Origin of the sequence: Actinoallomurus iriomotensis (assembly GCF_030269445.1) — a bacterium.
In the GTDB taxonomy this organism is placed as follows: domain Bacteria; phylum Actinomycetota; class Actinomycetes; order Streptosporangiales; family Streptosporangiaceae; genus Actinoallomurus; species Actinoallomurus iriomotensis.
The window spans coordinates 314657-338064 of the sequence record NZ_BSTJ01000014.1 but is presented as its reverse complement, the minus strand read 5'-3'; the positions used below and the strand labels follow the sequence as shown (position 1 = coordinate 338064).

Here is a 23408-nt window from a genome sequence, read left to right as displayed (position 1 = left end):
CGTTACGGTGCGGCATGGGGGCCTTTCTGGTCGATGTAGATGTCGCAATCCACACCGAGCCAGAAGGCCCTCACCTATTTCAAGATCATCCACCCGTGTCGCCGTACCAACCTCCGTGGTCAGTACACCTAGGTGCGCAAAGCGGGTCACCATAACGCGCACTTCGTCTCCTCAGAATGAGTCCCGGGGCGCGCGGCGCCCCGGGTTCTTCGAGGAGGAACGCGTGCTCGGCAGCCTGCAGAACCTCGCGCGGCGTACTGTCCGTGCCTTGCTGGCACGGCGGACGCCCGGCCGGACGATCGCGGGTGGGCTCGCGGCGACGCTGCTTCTCGCAGGGGTCGCGTTCGTGGCCGGCAAGGGGATCGCCTCGGCCGGCTTCTCGACGCACGCCGGCACCGCCTGGCTGGGCACCACGCCCCGGGGCTCGGTGACGCTCGTCGACGCGACGAGCGGGCGGCCGTCGGCGGAGATCGTGCTGCCCGGTACGGCTGGGCACCGGCTGCAGATCAGCCAGGACGGCGACACGATCCTCGTCTACGACCCGAGCACCGGCGTGCTCACCAAGATCGACTCCGGGCGGCTGACGGCGGGGCCGGCACGGGCGACGGTGCCCGGGGTGCGGCTCGTCGCCGGGGCCAAGGCCGCGTACCTCGTGGACTACGGGGCGGGCACCGCGCAGCGCATCGACCTGGCGACGCTGGAGAACGTCGGGCCGGTGATCCGCGTCCCCGGCCACCTCGGCACCGCGGGCGTCGACGGCCAGGGCACGCTGTGGGTGCCGCGCTCCGACGACGGCATGGCCGTGCCGGTCACCTCCAACGGGCTCGGCACCCCCGTAGACGTCCAGGGGCGCGGCTCCAGCATGGCCGTGTCCATCGTCGGCGGGCGGCCGGTCGTCGTGGACGGCACCAAGGGCCGGGTCAGCGTGCTGACCGCCACGGGTGTCGCCTGGTCGGCGGCGCTTCCCGGGGCCGGCTCCGGCGCGGCGCTGCTCGCCCCCTCCGCTCAGGACAAGGGCCGGCTGCCGCTGGTCGACAAGGCCGGCGGCCGTCTCTTCGTCGTCGACACCGACGCCCACAAGGTGCGGGCCGTACGACTGGACACCGGCGGCGGGCACGACCTGGGCGCGCCCGCGATGAACGGCGACCGCGTCTACGTGCCGGACCAGACCACGGGTTCGGTGCTGGTCTACTCGACCTCCCGAAACACGTGGGAGCCGTCGTTCCCGGTCAGCGGCAAGGCGGGACCCATCGACACGCTGCCCCAGAACGACGCCGTCTACTTCAACGACACCGAGAGCTCCCACGCGGTCATGGTCGGCGCCGACGGGACGCCGCGGCCGGTGCGGAAGTTCACGCCCGCGCAACCGGGCGCCAAGAAGTCCCCGAGCCCGGCCGGTCCGGTGCTGCCCGGCTCGACGCCGAGCGTTCCGGCGATCCGGCCCAGCGTCCCGGGCAGCGGCCCCTCCGGACCCGTCACCCGCCGTACGCCCGGTCCCGGTGTGCCCTCCCGGCCGTACGGAAAGAGCACGTCACCGGGCATCCCGACCACCCCGAGCGACACGCCCACGGACGGCACGTCCACGCCGACGCCGCCGACCACCCCGACGCCGACACCCCCGACGACGCCCACCACGCAGCCCACCACGCCGGCGCCCGAGCCGCCGGGCGCGCCGACCGGCGTCGACGCGGCACCGCAGCCCGGAGGCTCGATCCGGGTCTCCTGGACCCCGCCGTCCGGCGCGCCGAAGAACATCTCCTACACCGTCTCCTACACGGACGGCGGGGACTCCTCCGGCTCGGTGCAGACCACCAGCACCGTACTGACCGTCGACGCGACCCGGCTCGTCTTCCTGCGCACCTACACCTTCTCGGTGACCGCGCACACCGACGGCGGCGACTCGCCGGCGGCCACCGCCAAGGCGCGGTCCGGCGGCGACGGCAAGTCGTTCACCGTCGACGTGTCCAAGACCACCACCGACCCGGTCAACCCGTGCACCGACCTGCCGAACTGCCGGGCGACCATGCGCCAGGACCCCACGCACGACAGCGCGGCGACCGGCGAGGCCCCGCAGGGCTCCACGGTCGTCGGCTACTGCCACAAGGACGGGCAGTCGATCGGCGACGACGACGGGGTCCGGTCGACGCAGTGGGTCCTCATCGAGTCCGGCGGCAAGCGCGGCTACGTCAGCACGCTGTGGCTCGGCGGGGCGAACGCCTACCAGAGCGTCTGGCCGTGCCCGTGACCACCGAGTTCTTGAACCATGACGCCCCACAGGAGAGGGATCCGATGACTCTGACGACTCAGGCGCCGCCGCCACCGCTGCCGGTCGCCGAGTTCGCGCACCGTTTCACCGCCATCGGCGACAGCGTCGCCCAGGACATCAAGGGCAAACGCGAGGTCGTCAACACGGCCCTCATCTGCCTGCTCGCCGAGGGGCACCTGCTGGTCGAGGACGTCCCCGGCGTCGGCAAGACGTCGATCGCGCGCGCCCTCGCGGTGGCCCTCGGCGTGAACTGGGGGCGGATCCAGTTCACCCCCGACCTGCTGCCCTCCGACGTCACCGGAGTGTCGATCTTCAACCAGCGGACCCAGGAGTTCCAGTTCCGGCCGGGCCCGGTCTTCTCCTCGATCGTCCTCGCCGACGAGATCAACCGCGCGTCCCCGAAGACCCAGTCGGCGCTCCTGGAGGTCATGGAGGAGCGGCAGGTGACGGTGGACGGCGTCGCGTACCCGGTCCGCCGGCCCTTCATGGTCGTCGCCACCCAGAACCCGGTCGAGATGGACGGCACGTACGCGCTGCCGGAGGCCCAGATCGACCGGTTCACCATGCGGCTCACTGTCGGCTACCCCGACCACACCGCCGAGATGGAGGTGCTGAGGACCCAGGCGAACGGCCACCGCGCCCGGCCGGTCCACACGGTCACCGACGCCGCCGCGGTCGGCGAGATGATCGCCGCTGCGCAGCGGGTGCACGTCGGCGACCCGGTCTATGACTACCTCGTACGGCTCACCGCCGCGACGCGGACGGTGCCCGGCGTACGGCTCGGCGCCAGCCCGCGGGCCGGGATCGCGCTGCTGCGCGTGGCCCGCGCGCACGCCGCCGCGAGCGGGCGCGACTTCGTCACGCCGCACGACGTGAAGGCGCTGGCCGTGCAGGTGCTGGCCCACCGCGTGCTGCTGACGGCCGAGGCCCAGGTCGGCGGCAGGTCCGGCGAGGACGTGGTCCGCGCGGTGCTCGCCTCGACGCCGGTGCCGGACGGGAGGTAGACCGTGCCCACCCGTACCGGAGTCGCCCTCCTCGTCGCCGGCCTGTGCTGCCTCGCCGGGGGCTACCGCCTGGGCTACCCCGAACTCGACGTGCTCGGCTGCGCCGCGCTGCTGGCGGTCGTCCTGGCGGTGGCCGCGGTGGCGTGGCGGCCCTCGCTGGAGTTGTCCCGCGACGTGCAGCCGACGCGCGTGCCGCGCGGGGACCCCGCGGTGTGCGTGCTGACCGTGGGCAACACCGGCCGGCTGCCGATGCCCCGTACGGTCGTGCACGACCGGCTCGGGTCGCACCGGGTGCCGGTCGAGGTGCCGTTCCTGCGCCCCGGCGGCGAGACCACACTGACGTACCGGCTCGACACCACCCGCCGGGGCGTGTTCGAGGCCGGGCCGCTGCGCTGGGAGCGGCGCGACTGCCTCGGCCTCGCCTCGGCGGGAGGCGCGGCCGGCGAGGTACGAGGGCTGTACGTCCACCCCGCGACGCATCCGATGACCATCGTCCCGTCGGGCCGGGCGCGCAACCCGGAGGGCCCGGCCGACACGGTCGTGGCCGGCGGCACGGTCTTCCACCGGCTCCGCGAGTACGTCGCAGGCGATGACCTGCGGCGGATCCACTGGCGGTCCACCGCCCGCACCGGGACGCTCATGGTGCGGGAGAACCTCGACACGAGCCTGCCCGCCACCACGGTCCTCCTCGACACCGCCTACGCGGGCTACGACGGCGACGCCTGCTTCGAGGAGGCCGTCGAGGTGGCCGCGTCGGCGCTGGCCGCGGCCGTACGCCTGGGCTTCCCGGCCCGCTGCGTGGCCGGCGAGTCGGCGGTCGAGGCGAAGGGCGACGCGGGGGAGGCGCTGGACTTCCTGGCCGGGCTGTCGCTCGGCACCGGGCCGGGGGTGAGCGGGCTCGCGCACGCCCTGCCGCACCGGCGTACGGGGGCCGCGCTCATCGCGGTGACCGGACGGACGAGCGACGCCGACCTCGCGGCGCTGCGGCAGGTCGCCCCGCGGTTCGACGGTACGGCGCTGATCGTGCTGTCCGCCGAGGGTGCGGCCACCCCCGCGGCGATGGCGGACGGCGCCGTCCGGGTCATCGCCGCGGGCCGGGCGGCGGAGGCCTGCGCCCGCTGGAACGACCTGGCGGGGGGCCGGCCGTGACCGTACCGTCGCGCGTCCTCACGGCGGCGCTCGCCGGGGTGGCGGGCCTGGCGTTCGTGCCGCTGTGCACGGCGCGGGTGCTGCTCGTCGTGCCGTTCGCCGCCGTGCTCGCCACGGCCACCGTCGCCGTCCGGCGCGGATCGCTGCCGGTCGCGGTGGCGGGCTGGCTCGCGGCCGGGCTGCCGCTGTCACTGGCGCTCGGCACCGGAGGCGCCGGCCTGCCGGAGGTGGTGCGCGGAGGTCTGGTGGACGGGTTCCGAATGGCGCTCACCCAGGCGCTGCCGCTGCCCGCGACGCCGGCCGTGCTGTTCTGGGTGTTCACCCTGGTCTGGTGGGCGGCGTACTGGGCGGCGCGCGCCGCCGACCCGCGCGTCACCCCGCTGCTCGCGCTCCTGCCGCCAGGGCTCGTGCTGCTGACCGGCATCGGGTTCGGCGTCTCCCAGCCGGGACGCGGGCTGCCGGTCGCCGCACTGTTCGCCGGGCTCGCCGTCGTCCTGCTGGCGGTCCGGAGCGGCCTCGGCCTCCGGCGGATCCTCGTCGCGGCCGTCACGTGCGCGGCCGTCGTCCTCGGCGCCCTCACCACCGCCGCCTGGCTCCCGTACGAGGGGAAGCGGCCGGTCTTCGACCCACGCGCGCTCGTCCACCCGCCCGAACGGCTCGAACGCCAGCTGAACCCCCTCGCGTACGCCTCGCTGTGGGCGGCCGAACCGCCCCGTCGCCTGCTGACGCTGACCACCGCCGCGCCGGTGAACCAGCGGCTCGCCGTGTTCGACCACTACGACGGCCTCGACTGGTCCTCCGGCGCGTCGTACGTCCCGGTCGGCTCGCGCCTGCCCGCCGGCGGACGGCCCGGCCGGTCCGTACGGGAGAGCGTGGCCGTCGACGACCTGCCGCTCGCCTGGCTGCCCTCGCCCGACCGGCCCACGGAGGTGAGCGGCACGCTCGTCCGGGTCGACCGGACGACGGGCGTGCTGACCACGGCCGGCGGGCACGCCGCCACCGGGCTGCGCTACCGCGTGACCGCGGCCGTGCCCGGCCTGACCGCGCGGGAGGCGGCCGACGCGACCCCGGCGTACGGCCCGTCGTACGCCGACACCCTTGACGTGCCCGCGAACGTGCCCCCGTCGATCGTGGCCGACGCGGACCGGCTGACGCAGGACGCCGCGAGCCCGTACCAGCGGCTGCTCACGCTCCAGGACCGGCTGCGAACCCAGGACCGGTACGACGTGCGCGCCGCGCCCGGCCGCACCGTCGGGCACCTGCACTTCTTCTACGACAAGAGTCATCGGGGCACGGCCGACCAGTTCGCCACGGTGTTCGCGTTGATGGCCCGGCACCTCGGCTTCCCGACGCGGATCGCGGTCGGCTTCACGCCGGGCCACCCGGTCGGCGGCGGACGGTACGAGGTGACAACGGCCGACGTGGTGGTCTGGCCCGAGGTGGCCCTGCGCGGGCTCGGCTGGGTGCCGTTCTATCCTGTGCCGCGCGCCGGCGACGGCGGCGGCACCATCGGCCGGTCCGTGGGCGAGCCACCCGAGCGTGCCGCGCTGGACCAGGCCGTCGCCGCCCGGGGGACCGGCGCGACGCCTCATCCATCCGCCGCCGCGCGGCCCTCGCCGCCGCCGTCCGGCGGGGCGGTGTACCGGTGGTGGCCCGTCGCCGCCCTGCCGCTCCTGCTGCTCGCCGGCTACCTCCTGCCGGGACCGGTCACGCGCGCGCTGACCCGGCAGCGACGCCGGTCCGGCACGCCGTACGAGCAGGTGGTCGGCGCGTGGCAGGAGACCGTCGACGCGCTCGCCCGGCTGCCCGGAACCGGCGACCTGACCACGTCGACCGCCGAAGAGGTCACCGAACACACGCGAGGCCGACTCGGCGACGCCGCCGGCACGCACATGGAGAGCCTCGCCCGCCACCTGTCGGCCTCGGTGTTCTCCGGCCGCCCGGCCGGCGAGGCCGACGCGGCCGCCGCATGGCTGATCGCCACGCGAATGCGGACGCTGGTCGACGGGCGGATCACCCGCGCCCAGCGACTCCGCGAGCTCGTGCGCCCGCCGTGGGCGCGCCGCACTGCGCCGAAGGGAACGAAATGAAGCTCAGGCGGTCGAGAACGGCCGAGATCCAGGTCCCCGACGGCTACATCGGCCTGACGCGTGTACCGGCCGCCGACCCGGTGGTCGCCTTTCACGCTGTGCAGGAGGGTGTCGGACGCCCGGTCCTGCTGTTCGTAGCGCCCCAGGTGGGGGACTTCGAGGGGTTCCGCCGGACGCTGACGCACCTGCCGCAGGGCTTGGGCATCGCGACGGTGTACGACGCGGGCCGCACGCGCGCCGGCCATCCGTATGTCGTCACCGCGGCGCCGGGCGGGTCGCTGGGCGACCGGCTTTCCGGAGGGCCGCTGTCACCGGCCGCCGCCGTGGCGCTCACGGTGAGGCTCGCAGAGGCACTGAGCACGGCGCACGCCATGGGGATCGTGCACGGCGACATCCGGCCGGAGTACGTCTGGCTCGCCGACGAGACCGCCCCCGCGCTCACCGGCTTCGGGCTGTGGTCCCCGGCCGCGCCGCCGCTGTCCTGGGCGCCGGTCACCTGCGTCCACCTCGCACCCGAGGTGCTGGAGGGTGCAGAGCCGGGAGCCGCGGCGGATGTGTACGCCCTCACGTCGGTACTGGCCACGGCGCTCAACGGCGAGCCCCCGCACCTCCCGGCGGCCTGGGCCGGCCACGCGACGCTCATCCAGCGCAAGCTCGAGCCGTCGCCCACGGCCGGCACCCGTCCAGACGTCCCGGAGGCCCTGCTCGCCGTTGTCCGCCGCGGCCTGGCGGCGAACCCGGCCACCCGGTACGCCTCGGCGACGGAACTCGCCACCGCCCTGCACGCCGCCAAGACCACCGATCCGGTCGATTCGGCCCGCAGGGAGGCGACGGCGACGCTCGCACCACCGGACCACGCCGCCCCACTCCTCACCGAGCAGACCCGCCCCGGTGAGGAGACTGCGGCGCCCACTCCCGCCGACTCCGGCGGGCCGCTCGTCGGGATGGTGGCCGATCTGGAAGTCGGGGCGAACGGCTCCAGCGGGCGGCGGCGGATGCTGGTCGTGGTGGCCGCCGCGTTGGTCATCGTCGCCGTCACGGGCGTTGCCGGAGTGTGGGGGAAGAGCCGGTCGCCGCAGGCCGCGGCGCGGCGGCCCGGCCCGACACTCTCGGCTTCCGCATTCCCCTCGCACCCGGCGCCCACCGCCACCCGGCAGGCGCCCGTGCTCAGCAAGCTCGAACTCACCCGCTACCAGCCTGCCAAGCTCAAGGCCGTGCCCGCGCCGCAGCAGGCCGTGCTCACCTGGACTCTGCCACCGGACGCCCGGCGTGACGGGGCCGGCATCATCATCCGCCGTCAGCCCGCCGATGACACGCCCGTCGTCGCGCTGTCTCGGGCCGACGGCCGGCTGCCGGAGACGTACGTCGCGGTGCCGCTCACGGCCGGCCGGCAGTACTGCTTCCTGGTCGGCGTGCTCCTGCGCCGGGCCGACGGAGGGACGGCGCTCGCGCAGTCCGGGCCGGTCTGCGCGATGCCCCGCTGACCCGCACGGCGGGACGCGGTGCTGGGCCATAGTTGAACGCGGATGACGGCAGGAGGCGGTCGGTGACCACGGGCGGAGCGGCCGGCGCGGACGCGGCGCGGGATGACTTGGCGCTGAGCCGGTTGATGCCCCGGGTAGCCAAGGCGTTCCCGCTCCGCATGCTGCTGAGCTTCAAGCTCGTCACCCGCCTGTTCGAGGCGATGGTCGCGCTCCAGACCGGTCACGGCTGGCCGCTCGCGCTCGCGGCTCTGGGCTGCGGCGTGCTCGACTGCGTGCTCGCGCCGTTGCTCAGCGGCCCCGGCCGGCGGATCGTGCCTCGCGTGGCGCTCGACACGCTCGACGTGACGCTGTGGTCGCTCGCGCTGCCCGGATCCGGCGACGTGGTCGTCATCGCGGCCAGCCCGGCGATCACCGAGGCGGGGCTCTGGTACGGCGCCCGCGGCCTGATCCTCCCGGTTCTCGTCGGCGGCGCGGCCACCGCGGCCCAGGCCGCCGGCGGGCACTTCACGCTGCTGACGCTCCTGTGGCCGGGTTTCGCGGCCCTCGGCGGACGGCTCATCCGGAGCTACCTGCTGGCGCGCTGGCGGGAAGAGGCGCGGCTCATGCGGCACCACATCGAGGCCGCGGTCAGCCAGGCCGAGCTCGCCGGGCAGAACAGCGTCGCGATGGGCGCCGACTCCGTGGTCGACCTCCTCGTACGGACGGCGCCGCTCATCGCGCGGTACGAGCCCGCGCCGGTTCCGGGGCCGTTCTCGGGATGGAAGGCGGCCCTGGCCGAGGCCTGCGGGCGCCAGTCGACCTACCTCGGCGTCGCGCTGCTGCGCTGGCAGAGCGCCTACAACTCGCGCAGCCCCGACCTGTCCACGGACGTCGAACTGCGGATCACCCCCGGGGCGGGCACCCTCCTGCTGTCCCCGGCCCAGGCCCGTCGCCTGGAGGCGGATCTGGACGCGATGGGACCGCGCGGCACGGTGACGGTCGACGCCCCGCACCTGGGGCCGCCCGGCCAGCGGCAGGAGGTCCTCGTGGACGGGCGTACGGTCGTCGTCCCGGCCGACCCGCGGCCGGGCACCTGGCCCGTCACCGCCGCGCCGATCGCGTTCATCGGCGGCGCGATGATCGTGCTCTGCCAGTCGGTGCCGGCCTGGGAGGCGGTACCGCTCTGGCTCACCGGACCGCTGGCGCTGGCGAACATGGCCGCGGCCTGGTGGGCGCACCGCAACGCCGGTCGCGACCGGCGCGACCTGGCGCGACGGGTGATCCCGGCGGCGCTGCTGCTGGGCGCGCTGCAGAGCGTGGTGACCTCGCTCGCGATGCGGGTGGGCAGCGGCCGGCTGCCCTTCGAGTTCTTCCTGCACTGGGTGGTGCCGCTCGTCTACGTGCACGCCCGTGACCTGCGCCGGAGCCGGCTGCCGCTCGTCGCGCTGGGCGTCGCCGCGGCCGTCGGCGCCGGTGCGCTGGCGATGCCGCCGTTCCCGGCCGCGGGCGCGGTGAACGGGCTGTGCTGGTTCGCCCCGCCGCTGCTCACCATCATGGGCGTCCGCGACATCCTCGACCAGGACGTCGCGGACATGCACGCGCAGCGCCTCCGAATTCACGACGAGGCGGTCCGTGCCGGGTTCCGCCGGGGCCGACTGCTGGTGGTCGAGTTGACCACCGAAGCGGTCGATCAGCTGAAGGATCGCTATCGCGCTCTCGGAAACGCTGTACCGCGTCAAATGGGCGAGGAGATCGAACGCCGCCTGGAAGAGGCGGGGACCATGCTGGCCACGGCCGCGGCCGAATGAGTGGTCATTCCTTTCTGTAATGCAATGGTTTATCCGGCGGAAATCCGTAATCATGGGGACGGAGATTCCATGCGTGGGGAGGACGGGCATGCCGCGGCCTGTCGATGCGTGCGTCCGCGTGGTCGTCGTCGACGACGACGCCGTCAACCGCCACGGGATGGCCGCCCTGCTGTCCGCCTCGGACCGCATCACGCTGGCCGGGGCGTACGACCACGATGAGGCGCTGACCGTCGACGACGTGTGGAGCGAGGCCGACGTGGCGATCGTGGACGCCGCCGACCACCGCCGTACCACCGACCAGTTCCCCGGCGTGGCCGTCGTCGAGCACATCCGCCGGCACGCCCAGCGGCTCACCGTGATCGTGGTGACCGGCCACTTCTTCGACGACGCCGTACGCCGCCGCATGCGCGAGGCACGCGCCGACTTCTTCTACCACCGGGCCGACATGGCCGACGCGGAGGCGCTGTACGACGCGGTGCTGCGCCCGGAGTCGGCGCGCCGCCGGGTACCCGAGCCGCGCGACCCCGAGGGCCAGTTCCGGCATGGCGTCAGCGAGCACACGCGCGTCAACCAGGCGGTCGGCTACGCGCTGGAGAACGCCCTGGAGGAGCGGCTGGCCGAGCACGCGGAGCCGCGCAGCCGTCGCTGGCTGCGGCTGCGCGGCGACTTCAACCGCGTCGCCCGGCTGACCCCGGTCACCAGCGACGGCCGCCGCCCCGACCGCCCGCAGGACGAGCCCTCCCTGCCGCAGATCACCCGCTTCATCGCCTGGGCGATGAAGGTGAAGCACCCGACCGCCGACAACGACGAGACACCCGCCTAGAGGCTGGTCAGGCCGATTCCGCCGCCTCCGAACACGCGCGCACGAAGTCGCGCACGACCGGATCGGTGCTGTCGCGTTCCCACACGACGGCCAGTTCGCTCGGCTCGGCGTCCTCGACCAGCCGGTAGTGGACTCCGGGGCGCCGGTAGACGCGCGCGCTCGACTCGGCGATCATTCCCACGGCCCGGCTCGACTGGACGTTCTGGAAGAAGTCTTCGGAGTTGCCGACCTCGGCGGCGATGCGCTGCCGGCCGCCGAACCGGTCGGCCGCCAGCCAGAACTCGCGCAGGGGCCCGGAGGCGGCGGGCAGTGCGACGAACGCCTCGTCCTTCAGATCGGCCAGGCGCACGGTGTCGCGGTCGAGCAGCCGGTGCCCGTCGGGCAGCGCCACGCACCGCGGTTCCCGCCTCAGCACCTCCACGTCGAGCCGCTCCCGGCCGGGCACGGGCAACCGTAAGAGGGCCGCCCTGATCTCACCGTCCAGCACGCCCCGCGCCGGGTCGGCCCAGTCGACGACCCGCATCCGCACACTCCAGCCGGGACGCGATCGCCGGAATCCCGCCTCGATCCGGTTCGTCAGGGCCGGCTCGATGCTGGAGTGGTATCCCACCTGGAGTACCCGGGTCGCCTCGGCCGTCACGGCGCGCAGGTCCCGCGTCCAACCGTCGAAGTCGGTCAGCATCCGCGTCGCCACGGGCAGCAGGGAACGTCCGGCGTCGGTCAGTTCGACGCCGTGGCTGCTCCGGACGAACAGTGGCGCCCCCAGGGTGCCCTCCAGCCGCCTGATCGACTTTGACACCGCGGGCTGGGCCATGAGCAGACGTTCGGCGGCCCGGGTGAAATGCAGTTCCTCGGCCACGGCGACGAAGCAGCGCAGAGCCTGCAGTGAGATATCCACCTGTTGATAATGCCATTACGGCATAAGCGCAGTTATTGGCATCGGAGTACCGAGCCGGTCGAGGGTGGAAGCGCAGTGGAAAGGAGAAGCATGAGCACCCTGGCTCCCACCCCCATCGTCCGCCGGCCGCGGCCTGCGGATCGCGGGCCGTGGCGCGGCATGGGAGCGGTCGTCGCCGCGGCCGTCGCCGCCATGACACCCGTGTTCGGCGTGGCCGCGCTCGCCGCCCCGATCGAGCGCGGTACGGAGATCTCCGGGACCGCCGTCGGGCTGGCGCTGAGTGGATTCTTCGCGGTCACCGCGCTCGGATCCGGCGTCGCCCGCCGCGTCGCGGCGCGCCTGCCGCTCCCGGCGGTGCTCTTGGTGATCGATCTGCTGGCCGCCGCCGCACTGCTGCTGGCGGCCGTGGCGAACGGCCCGGCCGGGCTCATCGGCGCGCTGCTGATCGGCGGCGCGGCCAACACGCTGCCCCAGCCGGCGGCCGGGCGATACGTCGCCGCGCGTGTGCCGGGACACCGGCTGTCATTCGCCACCGGCCTGGTGGGGGCGGCGCTCGGCGCGGCCCCGCTGCTGCCCGGCCTGCTCGCCGGACTGGTCGCCGGGCCCTACGGCTGGCGGACCGCGCTCGTGACGGCGGCCGCCTTCCCCGTCCTCGCGCTCTGCGTCGCTCCGCTCGGCCGGACCGGCCCGGCTCGTCAGGAGGAGGAATCCGCCACCGGCAAGGACGACGAGACCGCTCCGCAGGCGGCGGATCGCCGGGTGCTCCTGCTGTGGACGCTGGCGGCCGGACTCGCCACCGTGGGTTCCAACTCGGCCGCCTCCTACTTCATCCAGATCGGCACGCACTCCGGCCTGTCGACGGCCACCGCGGGACTGATGCAGTCGCTCGCCGGCGTCCTCGCCATCGCCGTGCGGTTGACCGCGGGCGGCGTCGCTGACCGGGAGCCCCGGCACAACCCGGCCGTGGTCGCGGCGATGATGCTCAGCGGCGCCCTGGGCCTGGCGCTCACCGCGTTCGGCACGCCCGTGGCGTTCATCGTCGGCGCCGTCCTGGCCGTGGCCGGCGGCTGGGGCTGGACGGGCCTGCTGCTCGCCTCCGTGATGCGCCTGCTGGACGGGCAAGGCGCCCGCGCGGGCGCGTGGGTGCAGGCCGGCCTGTTCTCGGGTGCGGCGATCACCCCGTTCGCCTTCGGCGCGGTCGCGGGCGCCGTCGGCATCCCGGCCGCCGTCCTGCTGGCCGCCGTCACGGCGCTGGCCGGAACCTGCACGATGGCCGCCGGCATCCTGCTCCGGCCCAGCGCCTGAGACGCCGTACGAGGTGGTCAGTCCTCGACGCTGATCGCCAGGCCGGGGCAGACCTGGGCGGCCTCGCTCACGTCGTCGTCCAGGTCCGACGGCGGGTTCGCGTCGCGGAGTACGACGATGCCGTCCTCGTCGCGCTGGTCGAACACGGCGGCGGCGAGCATGACGCACTGGCCCGATCCGATGCACTTTTCCTGATCGACGCTGACCTTCATGCCGAATCCCTCCTCACCAGGAGACGGGCAGCTCGTGGACGCCGTACACGAGCATGTCGTGTTTGAACCGGATCTCCTCCAGCGGCACCGCGAGCCGCAGCGTCGGGACGCGGCGGTAGAGCGTGCCGTAGACCACCTGCAGTTCGACCCGCGCGAGCGGCTGGCCGAGGCACTGGTGGACGCCGTACCCGAAGGCCACGTGGTGGCGCGCCTCCCGGTGGAGGTCCAGTACGTCCGGGTCGGGGAAGGCCTTCTCGTCGCGGTTGCCCGCGTCGGTCGCCACGATGACGCCCTCACCGGCCCGGATCAGCCGCCCGCCGACCTCGACGTCCTCGGTGGCCACGCGGCGCCGGCCGCTGTGCACGATGTTGAGGTAGCGCAGCAGTTCCTCGACCGCGCTCTTGATCAGCACGGGATCGCCCTCGCGCAGCTCGGCGAGCTGGTCGGGGTGCTGGAGCAGGGTCAGCGTGCCGAGCGCGATCATGTTCGCGGTGGTCTCGTGGCCGGCGACGAGCAGCAGCATGCCCATGTCGGCGAGCTCGGAGCGCGTCATCGTCTCGGCCTGTTCGACGACCAGCCGGCTGAGCAGGTCGTCGGCGGGCTCGTCGGCCTTGCGGTCGAGCAGGCGGATCAGGTACTCCTTCAGCTCGTCGCCGGCGGTGACCGCCTCTTCGGGCGTGGATCGGCTGCTGACCATGGCGCGGCTGCATCGCTGGAAGAAGTCGTGGTCGGCGTACGGGACGCCGAGCAGCTCGCAGATCACCAGCGAGGGCACGGGCAGCGCGAAGGCCGAGACCAGGTCCACCGGCGGCGTTCCGGCCAGCATCGTGTCGATGAGCTCGTCCACGATCCCCTGGATCCGCGGGCGCAGAGCCTCCACACGCTTGATCATGAAGGTGCTGGTCAGCATCCGGCGGTACCTGCCGTGTTCGGGCTCGTCCATCGAGATGAACGTCCGCGACCGGCGGCGTCTCGCCCGTGAGCCCGCGGTGACGTGGGGGTATCCGGGTCTCCGCACGTCGGCGCTGAACCGGCGGTCCCGCAGGACCGCGCGCTGGTCGTCGTAACCGGTGATCAGCCAGGGGCGGCTGCCGTCCCAGAGCCGCACTCTGGTGACGGGGTCCTCGGCGCGGATCCGGCCGAGTTCGGGCGGTGGGTCGAACGGGCAGTCGCGCTTCATCGGGTAGGCGGGCACACGGGTGTCCGGCATCGAGGCCTCCTACACGGACAGTTGCCGAACGATTGTTCGGCGATTGCCTCAGCATATGCCGTACGGCAGTGCCTGAGGAGAGTGCTGAAATGAGTTCTAAATCACGTTTCGCCTGCTAAAGAGCGGTTTGTCCTGCAGGTTTCCGAACCCGGCCCGGCGCGGTGGCCGCACCGGCATCGGCCGCGAAGCCGGCGGCGGTGAACAACTTCATCGGAGCGCACACCAGCTACCAGGTCCTGGCCTACAAGGCCTCTACCTGCGGTTCGAACGTCTGACGGCCGTCCGGCAGGGCGGGGTTCCTACTCGACGACGAGGGAGATGAGCTCGTCGACGAACTGCAGGATGCGGTCGGCGTCCTCGTCGGCCCGGCCCGAGTGGAACAGCGCGACGCGGCCGTGGGTTCCGACGAACACCATCACGGCCGCGCGGTCGCTCGGCAGGCGCAGCCGCGCACCCGCGCGCTCGCAGCGTTCGAACGCGGCGGCGACCGACTCCACCACCGGCACCAGCGGGCCGCGCGGCCGGCCGTCCGGCTCGCGTGCGACGCGGCGGTTGCCCAGCATCAGCCGGTAGTGGCCTGGATTGGCGATCGCGAACCGGCAGTAGGCGTGCATCTGGGCCCGGACCCGGCCGACCACGTCGTCGGTGTCGGCGCTCTCGTCGGCCTCCCGCATGACGGCCGAGAGGCGCTCGTAGTCGTACTCGACGACCCCGCGGACGAGCGCGGCCTTGTCGGCGAAGTGCTGGTAGATGCTCGCCGGGGCGATGCCGGCCGCCCGCGCGACGCCGCGGATCGTCAGCGCCTCGGCGCCGCCCAGCTCCGACAGCAGCCGTACGGCCGCGTCGAGGATCTCCGTACGCAGCCGGTCGCCCTGCCCCCAGGGGTTTCGGACCCGCTGTGTCGTGAGATCCGTCTCGTCCGGCATCAACCCATCATCCCGCGCCGGCCCCACATCGCCACCTACCGGGGGCTCAGCGCAGCGCCAGTCCGGCCCGCTCGGCGACGAGCTCGCCGCGGACCAGTTCCAGCAGCCGCCCGACCCAGTTACGGCCTCGCTCCCCGCGCGCGTGCCAGTAGACCGAACCCGGGTCGGAATAGTGGATGGGCGCGTCACCGGTGGCGATCAGGATGCCGGCGAGATCGTGGTGCTGGGCGAACTTGGCTCGCAGCAGCGCGGACATGACCCCGAGCCGCATGTCGGACCATTCCGGACGACGCACGGCCTTCTCGGCGATCTTTCGGGCCTCGTACGGCCGCTCCGCGGTGCGGATGCGCTCGGCCGCGTCAGGATCACCGGTGGACAGCGACCAGTAGGCGTGCGTGACCGTCGGATGGCGGACGCCACCGAACTCGATCTCGGCCGGGTACTCGTTCCGCAGGACCAGTACGCCCGGATCATCCGGCCAGCCCTTCGGGTAGACGACCGCCTCCAGGTTCACCGGGCCCGCCGAGGGCCCGGGCGGGTCGTCGGGCTCCCGCCGATCGGCGTACTCGGCGCGGCTGCGATCCTGCTCGGCGAAGTAGTCGAAGGCCCACCGGCGCATGTCCTCGGTGACGATGCCGAACCGGTCCGGGGATTCAGGCGCGCCGACCGCCTCGTCGCCCACCGGGGTGCACAGGACGCGCAGCGGCCAGTCCTTGGCGTCCATGTCGCCCAGGGCATAGCGCCGGTCCATCGCCGGAATGGCCAGGTACGCGGTGGCGAGCGCTCGCCTGTCCTCGTCGGAACGGCCGGCCAGGTACCGATCCAGAACCCGCAGGCAGCGGTCGGTGGAGTCCGGGCGACCGTTCAACCGATCGATCTCGTCGGCGACCTGGACGACGAAGTCGTCCGGATCGATCCAGACACGCGGCTCGTCGAAGACCCACGAGGCCAGGTCGTGCGCCGACGCTCGCGCTCCCGGCGGAATCTCGGTGGCGATCCAGCCCTGGGCCAGCTTGGTGCGCAATCCGTCGAGGTCGACCCACTCCCAGCACCAGATCGCCCCGTCCGCGTAGATCAGCAGATCGGTCAGGTGGTAGGTCCAGTTGTGGATGAAGACATGCCGCCAGGTTCCTTCGATCCGTTCGCCGTCCACGATCCGGAACGTCCTGTTCTGCACGAGCGCAGCCTAATCGGGGTCCACGTACGTCGCATTGCGGTCGACCGTCAGGTAGACGTCGTTCGCCACCGGGCGGCGCAGTTCCTCGGCGATGTGCCCGAGCAGGCCGGCGCATCGGGCGAGGAGCACGGTGCCGCGGAGCAGTTCGAGTGGCAGGCCGAGGTCGGCGAGGGCCGCGCCGCTCACCCCGGCACCGTTGAGCGGCAGCGTACGGCCGAGGATGCGCGGATGGACGCGGCCGACGGCCTCGAACAGCGCCAGGTGCGGCCCGTACAGGTCCTCCTCGTGGGCGATGCGGATGATGACCGGCGTGCGCGGGTCACCTTCTTTGTGCACCGGGTGGCCCAGGCCGGGGACCAGCAGGCCGGCGGCCTTGCGCGCGGCGATCGCGCGTTCGGCCAGCGCGTCCCAGCCCGCCTCGTCGGAAGGGTGTTCGCCGGCTTCGGCGAGCACGCCGGCGAGGAAGCGGCCGGTGTCCTCGGTGACGCCGAGGAACCGCGAGCCGCCGCCGAGCAGTCCCGCGGCGAGCGCGCCCTGGATCGCGTCCGGCGCGCTGAGGTAGGTCAGCCGCGCGGCGATCGCGGTCGGGGTGAACCCGTGGTCGGCGAGGCCGAGCAGCACGGCCTCGAACAGCCGCGACTGCCGCGGGGTCGGCCGTTCGAGGGTGAGCAGCCAGTACGCGAGCTCACCGAAGCTCACCTTGCCCATCAGGTCCCGCGCGAGATCCTGCCCGAGCAGCGTGATGGTCGTGGGGTCGGATGTGCCGAGCGAGGTGGGGAACTCGGGTACGGGTCGCGTCACGTGTGGGGTCCTTCCGTACGGTGTGGGGCGGGCAGGCCGAGCCAGGCGCGTACCTCGTCGCCGTGGGCGTCCAGGGCGGGCGGCGCGAGGTCGTAGCGCGTGGGCGTGGCCGACAGGCGCACCGGGTTGCGTACGCTCGGCACGCCCTCGGGCGAGACGACCGGCTCCAGGCCCAGCTCGCCGGCCAGCTCGACCCCGCCGCGCACGTCGTTGATCGGCCCGCAGGGGACACCCGCCTCGGTGAGCACGTCGAACCACTCCCGCGCCGACCGGGTGGCGAGGCGGTCGAGGAGCAGGGGCCGCAGCTCCTCGCGGTTCTCGTTGCGGCGCCCCACGGTCGTGAAGCGCTCGTCGCCGGCCAGCTCGGGCGCGCCGAGCGCGGCGCAGAGGCGGCGGAACTGCCCGTCGTTGCCGGCGGCCACGATCAGCTCCCCGTCGCCGGTGGCGAGCGGTTCGTACGGGAACAGGCTCAGGTGCGCGTTGCCCATCCGGTGGGGGACCACGCCGCCCGCGATGTACGCCGACACCTGGTTGACCATGGTGCTGAGCGCGGTGGACAGCAGGTTGGTCTCGACGCGCTGGCCCTCACCGGTGAGGTCGCGGTGGTGCAGCGCGGCGAGGATGCCGATCGCCGAGTGCAGGCCGGTCATGATGTCGAAGACGGAGATGCCGGAGCGGTACGGCGGGCCGGCGGGGTCTCCGGTCAGGCTCATCAGCCCGGACATGGCCTGGACGAGCAGGTCGTACCCGGGCAGCGACGCGCCCTCCGCCGAGCCGAAGCCGCTGATCTCGCAGTAGATGACGTCGGCGTTGCGCGCGGCCACGGCGTCGTAGTCGAGCCCGAACTTCGCCAGACCGCCGGGCTTGAAGTTGTGGATGAACACGTCCGCTCGCGCGGACAGGGCGTGCGCGACCTCGGCGTCTCCCGCGTCGGCGAGGTCGAGCACGATGGACCGCTTGTTGCGGTTGACCGCCAGGAAGTAGGTGCCCACACCGTCGCGTACGGGCGGCACCCAGTGCCGGGTGTCGTCGCCGGCCGGGCCCTCCACCTTGATCACGTCGGCGCCCAGGTCGGCGAGCAGCATCGTGCAGTACGGGCCCGCGAGCACCCGGGAGAAGTCGGCCACCACGATGCCCGACAGCGGGCCGGAGGTTGCTGGTGACATGAGGCGCTCCAACCGCGATACGGACAGCTGTCCGTAACTCTCGTCGCGCCGAGCGCCATCTGTCAACGGGATGCTCTGATGGTTCGTCAAGCGGTGGGGGGTGGATCTTCCGAGACCGGGCTCGTACGACCCGCGGCCCCCACCCCCACTCCGACTAGTGACCGAGTGCCGCCCGGATCTGGTCGAGCCACTGTTCGCCCAGCCGGCGTCCGTTCGGCAGTTGGTCGTCTCGATCCCAGCGCCACGTTGTGGCTATCGCCAGGGTGAGGATCCGGCACTGGCGAAGCAGGTCCGGATCGGCCGCCGGATAGTGCTCGCCGACCTGCTCGGGCGCATGGGCGATGTCGAACTCGACCGGTCCGCGGCAGCACGTCTCCAGATCGATGAACAGCTGTCCGCTCCTCGTCCTGAGCACATTGCCGGGATGCGGCTCACCATGCAGCAACTGCTCATCGGCACCGCGGTCGCCGATCGCACGGCTCAGGCGCGTCAGCGCGTCGCCGAGCAGTCCGCGCTCCGCCTCACCGAGCTCCGGGGTGCGGGCGCGGTCGCCGACCAGCGACCGCGCCTGCGCGACGCGATCGGTGAAGTGCGGCGCGGAGACGTCGACCTGCCGCATGCCGGCATGCAGCCGCACGAGCGCCCGCGCGTACTCGGCAGGCGTGAGCTCGGGTGAAGGCACAGGCTCGTAGTACCTCCACAGCGTGACCACGAAGCCGTCACGCACGTACACGCGGGGCTCGACACGAGGCTCGAGCGCGGCCACCGGACCGTCCGGTCCGGCGAGCCGCCGAGCGACCTCGACTTCGAACTCGGCGGCGGCCCGGTGCGCGACATACGCGATCCGCGCGAGAACGTCACAGGGCCGCAGGCGTACGGCGATCCGGTTCGAGTCGTGAAGAACGACCGCGTCATCGACCCACAGGCCGAGCGCGTCGGCCGCGGCAACGGCAGCGGCCACCCCTCGCGGGACATCTGATGCCTTCAACGCGCCGACGGCCCTCCTCTGTGCGCGGCCGCCCACAGCGAGGCGACCGAGACGATGATGACTGGTTCCCCGCTGTTCCACGTTGTGACCGACCGGGAGGAGACCGCAAGTGCGGCGAAGGTAATCTCGGAACTCATGGCAGACGAGGACGTGCTGCAGGACGCACCGCACCGCAGGGTGGTACGTCTGGGAGACACCGTCCGCAGGCCCACCCACCCGTGGACACCGGCCGTCCATGCGTTGCTCGGGCATCTGGAGCAGGTCGGTTCCCTTACTCGCCACGGCTGCTGGGGACCGACGAGGAGGGTCGCGAGGTCCTCACCTACCTGGATGGAGAGTCCGGTCCGGAGGGCTGGGTCAAGGTGGCCGGTTGGAGTTGTTCGCCGCTACCTATGGCCTGACCTGCACCACAGGGCTGATCGATGCGGTCATCGACTGCCGGAGGAGTGATCGTCGTGGACTCGGCTGAACGACTCGATGGCGGGAACATCGGCGGTGCTATTCGGATCGGCGATACCGTCCGCCGCGCCGCCGGACCATGGACGGCCGCAGTGCACGCGCTGCTCACTCATCTGGCGACCAAGCAGTTCACCGCCGCCCCACGCCCACTCGGCTTCGACGAGCAGGGCCGGGAGATCCTCACCTTCCTCGAAGGTCGAACCGTCGGAAGTAACAAACCCTGGCCAGGGTGGGTCCACGCCGACGACACACTCGACCAAGTGGCGCACTGGATGCACGCCTACCACCACGCAGTCGCCGACTTCCTCCCGCCACCTGACGCTGTCTGGAAAGGCGGAAACCGCTGGTCGCCAGGCCTGATCATCGGTCACAACGACGCAGCCCCCTACAACGCCGCCTGGCACAACGGCCGACTGGCCGGATTCTTCGACTGGGACCTCGCCGGGCCCGTCAGACCCGAATGGGACCTGGCCTTCACTGTCTTCAGTTGGGTGCCGCTGCACGCCCGGCATGTCGCCGCCGCCGAAGGGTTCACAGATTTTGACGCCCGTCCCCGTCGGCTTCAGCGATTCCTTGACACCTACGGCTGGTCGGGCACTGCAGCAGACTTCCTCGAAGCGGTGCGGGAACGCGTCAAGGCCCACGCCGACGGGATCCGAGAACTGGCCGCCGCCGGAGACCCCGTGTTCCAGCGACTTCTTCAACAAGGCATCGCCGACGATCTCGACCAAGCGCTCGCCGAACTCGTCACCTTCCCGAGATAACGCCAACCATCACCCCAGCCAGCCCTGGAACGTGTCAGACTGACCGCACCCGCTGGGGGCCGGGAGGTTGTGTTGGTGAGTTTGGGCACCACCGTGATGGTGACGGTGGGAGCATGACGGCGATCTGCCACAAGTCGTCGAAAGGACGAACGTGGTTCGTCCCACAGGAGCGCACGCTAGCGGGCGCCCGTCACTGACATGCGCAGGGCCAGCTCGAGCTCGGCGGTCGGATACGCCGTTTTCTTGCTCTCCGTCAGCAGACGGCGGTGGAACTCATCCAGGACTACGGCAATCTGGCAGTGCCGGTCAATGACCATGGTGATCTCGGGCGGGATCCGGTCGGGCTTTCGGCCTGCGATCCACTCGCGCAAGAACGCCGCATGTTCGGTATTGCCAACTACGCCGTTCGGCAGATGGTGCCGGAGCAGATGGCCGGCGGTGAAGCAGCGGTCGTAGGCGTGATGGTCCGCGAGGAACTCGGCTTCGGCGGCCGACAGTTCGAAACCGGAGCTGAGGGCGAGTCCGAAGTCTGCGAAGTAGAGCAGGCGGCCGTCGGTCAAGATGTTGTGGAAGTGGGCGTCGAAGTGGACGAGCCCGCGAGAACTCATGAAGGTGGTCCCCCGGAGCAGGGCGTCATCCACCCATGGGTAGGGCGACTCGCTTCGACCGCTCGTCGCCTCATCTCGCTCGTCTTCCAGCCACTCTGCCAGCGTCTGCGGCACGTGTTCCAGGAAGAGCACCAGGCTGGACGATGACCGGCCGACGGCCTCCAGCCGCTCGCGCACGGCGGGCGAACCTTCCCAGTACGCGACCGCCCCGTCAACGCCTCCGAACTGCTCAGCAAATCCCTCAGGAGGCGAGTCGGGCAGAACCCTCCAGTGGTACATGAGCGGAAAGCCCTCGTATTCGCGCGTGAGGACCCAGTTGGTGGTCATGACATGCACGGCAAGCTCACGCCAGGCTCCGAAACCGGCCGAGCCCACTCCATAGTGGTAGAACGTCGGCAGGCCAAACAGGTTCGCAGTCGACCTCGTGTTCTCCGGCCGCAACTCGACATCCGTCAACGGGACACGCTTTACGAAGACCCGAACCCCAGCGACGTCCAGTTCTCCTGACCGGCCACCGATGCCGGACCCGAGCGGAGTTGCCGCCACCACGGCCTGCTTGAGCTGACGATCACCCATCAGGGACAGACGCGTTGAGACGGCCCCATATGCGGCCAAGCGCGCGGCGTGCTGCGCATCACGGCTACGCATCGGTACTCCTCGATGAGTGCAATCCCAAACTCAGGTGTCGTGATCTCGCGAACGTGACTGAGATAGTGCCACCTGAACTGAGACGGGGAGACCTACCAGCCGGGGACGCTCGAACGCAGGCGCAGTGGTGCCCAAACTCACCAACATCTTCCGTCTAGATGATCACCAACTGGTCCCCGAACCCGTCAACAAGTGGAGCCCGTTCCGACTGTCATGGCCAATCGCTCAATCAGGGAGTACCGATCACATGGCCGGGATACTGGCCACCATGACGTCGAACTCACGTGAGGTCATGGCACCGGATTTCTCCCGTATCAAGATCCGCGTCGGCGCGCTCGTCTTCTGTGGCAACGACGTGGCCTTGATACGGCGGGACCGGCCAGGGTCGACCCACTTCACTCCGCCCGGCGGCAATGTCGAGCACGGCGAAGACCTGCTGACCGCGTTGCGGCGTGAGCTGGCCGAGGAACTCGACCTCGCCCACTCCCAGGCCGACGCGCCGGAGTTGCTGTGGGTGATCGACCAGATGGTCTCCCGCCCCGGGGCTACTCCGCCGCCGCGAAAGCTGCACCTCATCTACCGACTCCACATCACCCCCGATGTCCGCGAGGCACTGGCCACCGAGGAGTACGACGAGGTTCCCGGCGGGCATGAGGTCGGCCTCATCGACTGGATCGACTACCGCACGACCGCCGAGCTGCCGATCTTCCCACCCATCGGGCCGGCACTGGCCGCGCTTCCCGACCCACTCGCCGCGGTGACCGATGCGGCTCTGCCCGCCGTCACTGACGAGAACTACGTATGGGTGTGACCGGGTCGGCGCTCACCTCGGTGTGCGGGCGGGACTGCCAGAGGGCCCACTCGGCGGAGACGTCGCCGGCCGTTCGCAGCAGCAGGGGGAGGTGCTCGCCGACCAGGACGTCCACGCTCGTCTCGGCCGCGTGTACGGTCACGTTCATCGCGGCGCGGACCTGGCCCGTGCCGTCGCGGACCGGCGCCGCGACCGACCGGATGCCCGGTGCGAGTTCCTCATCCGCCAGCGCCCAGCCCCGTGCGCGTACGGTGAGCAGCTCCTCCTCCAGCTCGGCCGGGTCACGCGGCAGGAACGGCGGCAGGCCCGCGCGGCTCGGGCGGCTCAGCGTCTCGTGGAGCGTGTCCGGGGGCAGGGCGGCGAGCAGCACCTTGCCCTGGGAGGTGCGGGCGGCCGGGAAGCGGGTGCCGATCTCGACCCGCAAGGTGATGATCTTCGGCACCGAGACGCGGGCGACGTAGACGATGTCGGGCCCGTCGAGCTGCGACATCGACGACGACTCGCCGGTCTGGGCGACCAGGCCCTCCAGGTGCGGGCGGGCGATGTCCCACAGCCCGAGCGCGCCAACGTACGACATGCCCAGGCGCAGCACCTGCGGCGTCAGGGCGAACGCGCCGTCGTCCGCCCGGACGTAGCCGAGCTCGCGCAGCGTCAGCAGCAGCCGGCGCGCGGTCGGGCGGGCCAGTCCGGTCGCGGCGGCGACCTCCGTCAGCGTCATGCGCGGACGCCGCTCGCCGAAGCACGACAGGATGTCGAGCCCGCGGGCGAGCGCCTCGACGAAGTCGGGATCGGAGCCGCGTCCGGCCATGATCTCCCCCCTGGTCGACCGGCG

At 72.2% G+C, this 23408-nt stretch carries 20 protein-coding genes; 10 read left to right on the top strand and 10 right to left on the bottom strand.

The window, feature by feature from the left end; genetic code table 11:
- Positions 1 to 223 precede the first annotated feature (223 nt).
- From QSK37_RS43630 to QSK37_RS43600, 7 genes are all read left to right on the top strand, one after another.
- A complete protein-coding gene (locus tag QSK37_RS43630; RefSeq protein ID WP_285633509.1) occupies positions 224 to 2245 on the top strand; it encodes a fibronectin type III domain-containing protein in 2022 nt (673 codons plus the stop codon).
- A 44-nt stretch (positions 2246 to 2289) separates the two neighbouring features.
- Complete coding sequence (locus tag QSK37_RS43625; protein ID WP_285633507.1) at positions 2290 to 3270, top strand: AAA family ATPase; 981 nt, start codon at positions 2290 to 2292, stop codon at positions 3268 to 3270.
- A gap of 3 nt (positions 3271 to 3273) precedes the next feature.
- Positions 3274 to 4419 (top strand): DUF58 domain-containing protein, encoded by a 1146-nt coding sequence (locus tag QSK37_RS43620; RefSeq protein WP_285633504.1) that lies wholly within the window; start codon positions 3274 to 3276, stop codon positions 4417 to 4419.
- Entirely contained in the window at positions 4416 to 6509 is a 2094-nt protein-coding gene (locus tag QSK37_RS43615) for a transglutaminase TgpA family protein (protein ID WP_285633501.1), read from the top strand. Before QSK37_RS43620 ends, QSK37_RS43615 begins: the two co-directional genes overlap by 4 nt.
- The gene (locus QSK37_RS43610; RefSeq protein ID WP_285633498.1) at positions 6506 to 7993 is read left to right on the top strand and encodes a serine/threonine-protein kinase; all 1488 of its coding nucleotides are present in this window, start codon (positions 6506 to 6508) and stop codon (positions 7991 to 7993) included. Before QSK37_RS43615 ends, QSK37_RS43610 begins: the two co-directional genes overlap by 4 nt.
- Before the next feature lie 62 nt (positions 7994 to 8055).
- Positions 8056 to 9780, top strand: coding sequence for a hypothetical protein (locus QSK37_RS43605; protein ID WP_285633495.1), 1725 nt, complete (start codon positions 8056 to 8058; stop codon positions 9778 to 9780).
- A gap of 88 nt (positions 9781 to 9868) precedes the next feature.
- Positions 9869 to 10603: a hypothetical protein gene (locus QSK37_RS43600; protein ID WP_285633492.1), complete on the top strand. Its 735-nt coding sequence runs from the start codon at positions 9869 to 9871 to the stop codon at positions 10601 to 10603.
- Positions 10604 to 10610: 7 nt separating this feature from the next.
- Here the strand turns inward: QSK37_RS43600 and QSK37_RS43595 are convergent, their stop codons facing one another.
- The gene (locus tag QSK37_RS43595) at positions 10611 to 11501 is read right to left on the bottom strand and encodes a LysR family transcriptional regulator (RefSeq protein WP_285633489.1); all 891 of its coding nucleotides are present in this window, start codon (positions 11499 to 11501) and stop codon (positions 10611 to 10613) included.
- Between the two features lie 90 nt (positions 11502 to 11591).
- Between QSK37_RS43595 and QSK37_RS43590 the strand changes: the two genes are divergently transcribed.
- The gene (locus tag QSK37_RS43590) at positions 11592 to 12806 is read left to right on the top strand and encodes an MFS transporter (protein ID WP_285633486.1); all 1215 of its coding nucleotides are present in this window, start codon (positions 11592 to 11594) and stop codon (positions 12804 to 12806) included.
- 17 nt (positions 12807 to 12823) lie between these two features.
- Here QSK37_RS43590 and QSK37_RS43585 read toward each other — a convergent pair whose 3' ends face one another.
- The 7 genes from QSK37_RS43585 to QSK37_RS43555 all read right to left on the bottom strand — a co-directional run bounded on the left by QSK37_RS43585 (position 12824) and on the right by QSK37_RS43555 (position 19259).
- Positions 12824 to 13018, bottom strand: a complete 195-nt coding sequence (locus QSK37_RS43585) for a ferredoxin (protein ID WP_285633483.1) — start codon at positions 13016 to 13018, stop codon at positions 12824 to 12826.
- Between the two features lie 13 nt (positions 13019 to 13031).
- Complete coding sequence (locus QSK37_RS43580; RefSeq protein ID WP_285633480.1) at positions 13032 to 14228, bottom strand: cytochrome P450; 1197 nt, start codon at positions 14226 to 14228, stop codon at positions 13032 to 13034.
- A 299-nt stretch (positions 14229 to 14527) separates the two neighbouring features.
- Positions 14528 to 15154: a TetR/AcrR family transcriptional regulator gene (locus QSK37_RS43575; protein ID WP_285633477.1), complete on the bottom strand. Its 627-nt coding sequence runs from the start codon at positions 15152 to 15154 to the stop codon at positions 14528 to 14530.
- A 46-nt stretch (positions 15155 to 15200) separates the two neighbouring features.
- The gene (locus QSK37_RS43570; RefSeq protein ID WP_285633474.1) at positions 15201 to 16331 is read right to left on the bottom strand and encodes an NADAR family protein; all 1131 of its coding nucleotides are present in this window, start codon (positions 16329 to 16331) and stop codon (positions 15201 to 15203) included.
- Positions 16332 to 16340: 9 nt separating this feature from the next.
- Positions 16341 to 17132, bottom strand: a complete 792-nt coding sequence (locus tag QSK37_RS43565) for a citryl-CoA lyase (RefSeq protein WP_285633472.1) — start codon at positions 17130 to 17132, stop codon at positions 16341 to 16343.
- Entirely contained in the window at positions 17129 to 18298 is a 1170-nt protein-coding gene (locus tag QSK37_RS43560) for a CaiB/BaiF CoA transferase family protein (protein ID WP_285633469.1), read from the bottom strand. Before QSK37_RS43560 ends, QSK37_RS43565 begins: the two co-directional genes overlap by 4 nt.
- A gap of 154 nt (positions 18299 to 18452) precedes the next feature.
- Entirely contained in the window at positions 18453 to 19259 is an 807-nt protein-coding gene (locus tag QSK37_RS43555; protein ID WP_285633466.1) for a phosphotransferase, read from the bottom strand.
- Positions 19260 to 19741: 482 nt separating this feature from the next.
- Here QSK37_RS43555 and QSK37_RS43550 point away from each other — a divergent pair, with 482 nt between their 5' ends.
- Positions 19742 to 20509: a protein kinase family protein gene (locus tag QSK37_RS43550; protein ID WP_285633463.1), complete on the top strand. Its 768-nt coding sequence runs from the start codon at positions 19742 to 19744 to the stop codon at positions 20507 to 20509.
- A 176-nt stretch (positions 20510 to 20685) separates the two neighbouring features.
- On the opposite strand, the gene QSK37_RS43545 is transcribed toward QSK37_RS43550, so the two are convergent.
- Positions 20686 to 21765 (bottom strand): protein kinase family protein, encoded by a 1080-nt coding sequence (locus tag QSK37_RS43545; protein ID WP_285633460.1) that lies wholly within the window; start codon positions 21763 to 21765, stop codon positions 20686 to 20688.
- Positions 21766 to 22033: 268 nt separating this feature from the next.
- Between QSK37_RS43545 and QSK37_RS43540 the strand changes: the two genes are divergently transcribed.
- Entirely contained in the window at positions 22034 to 22576 is a 543-nt protein-coding gene (locus tag QSK37_RS43540) for an NUDIX hydrolase (protein WP_285633457.1), read from the top strand.
- On the opposite strand, the gene QSK37_RS43535 is transcribed toward QSK37_RS43540, so the two are convergent.
- Positions 22548 to 23384, bottom strand: coding sequence for an IclR family transcriptional regulator domain-containing protein (locus tag QSK37_RS43535; RefSeq protein WP_285633455.1), 837 nt, complete (start codon positions 23382 to 23384; stop codon positions 22548 to 22550). The genes QSK37_RS43540 and QSK37_RS43535 overlap by 29 nt on opposite strands.
- Positions 23385 to 23408 lie beyond the last annotated feature (24 nt).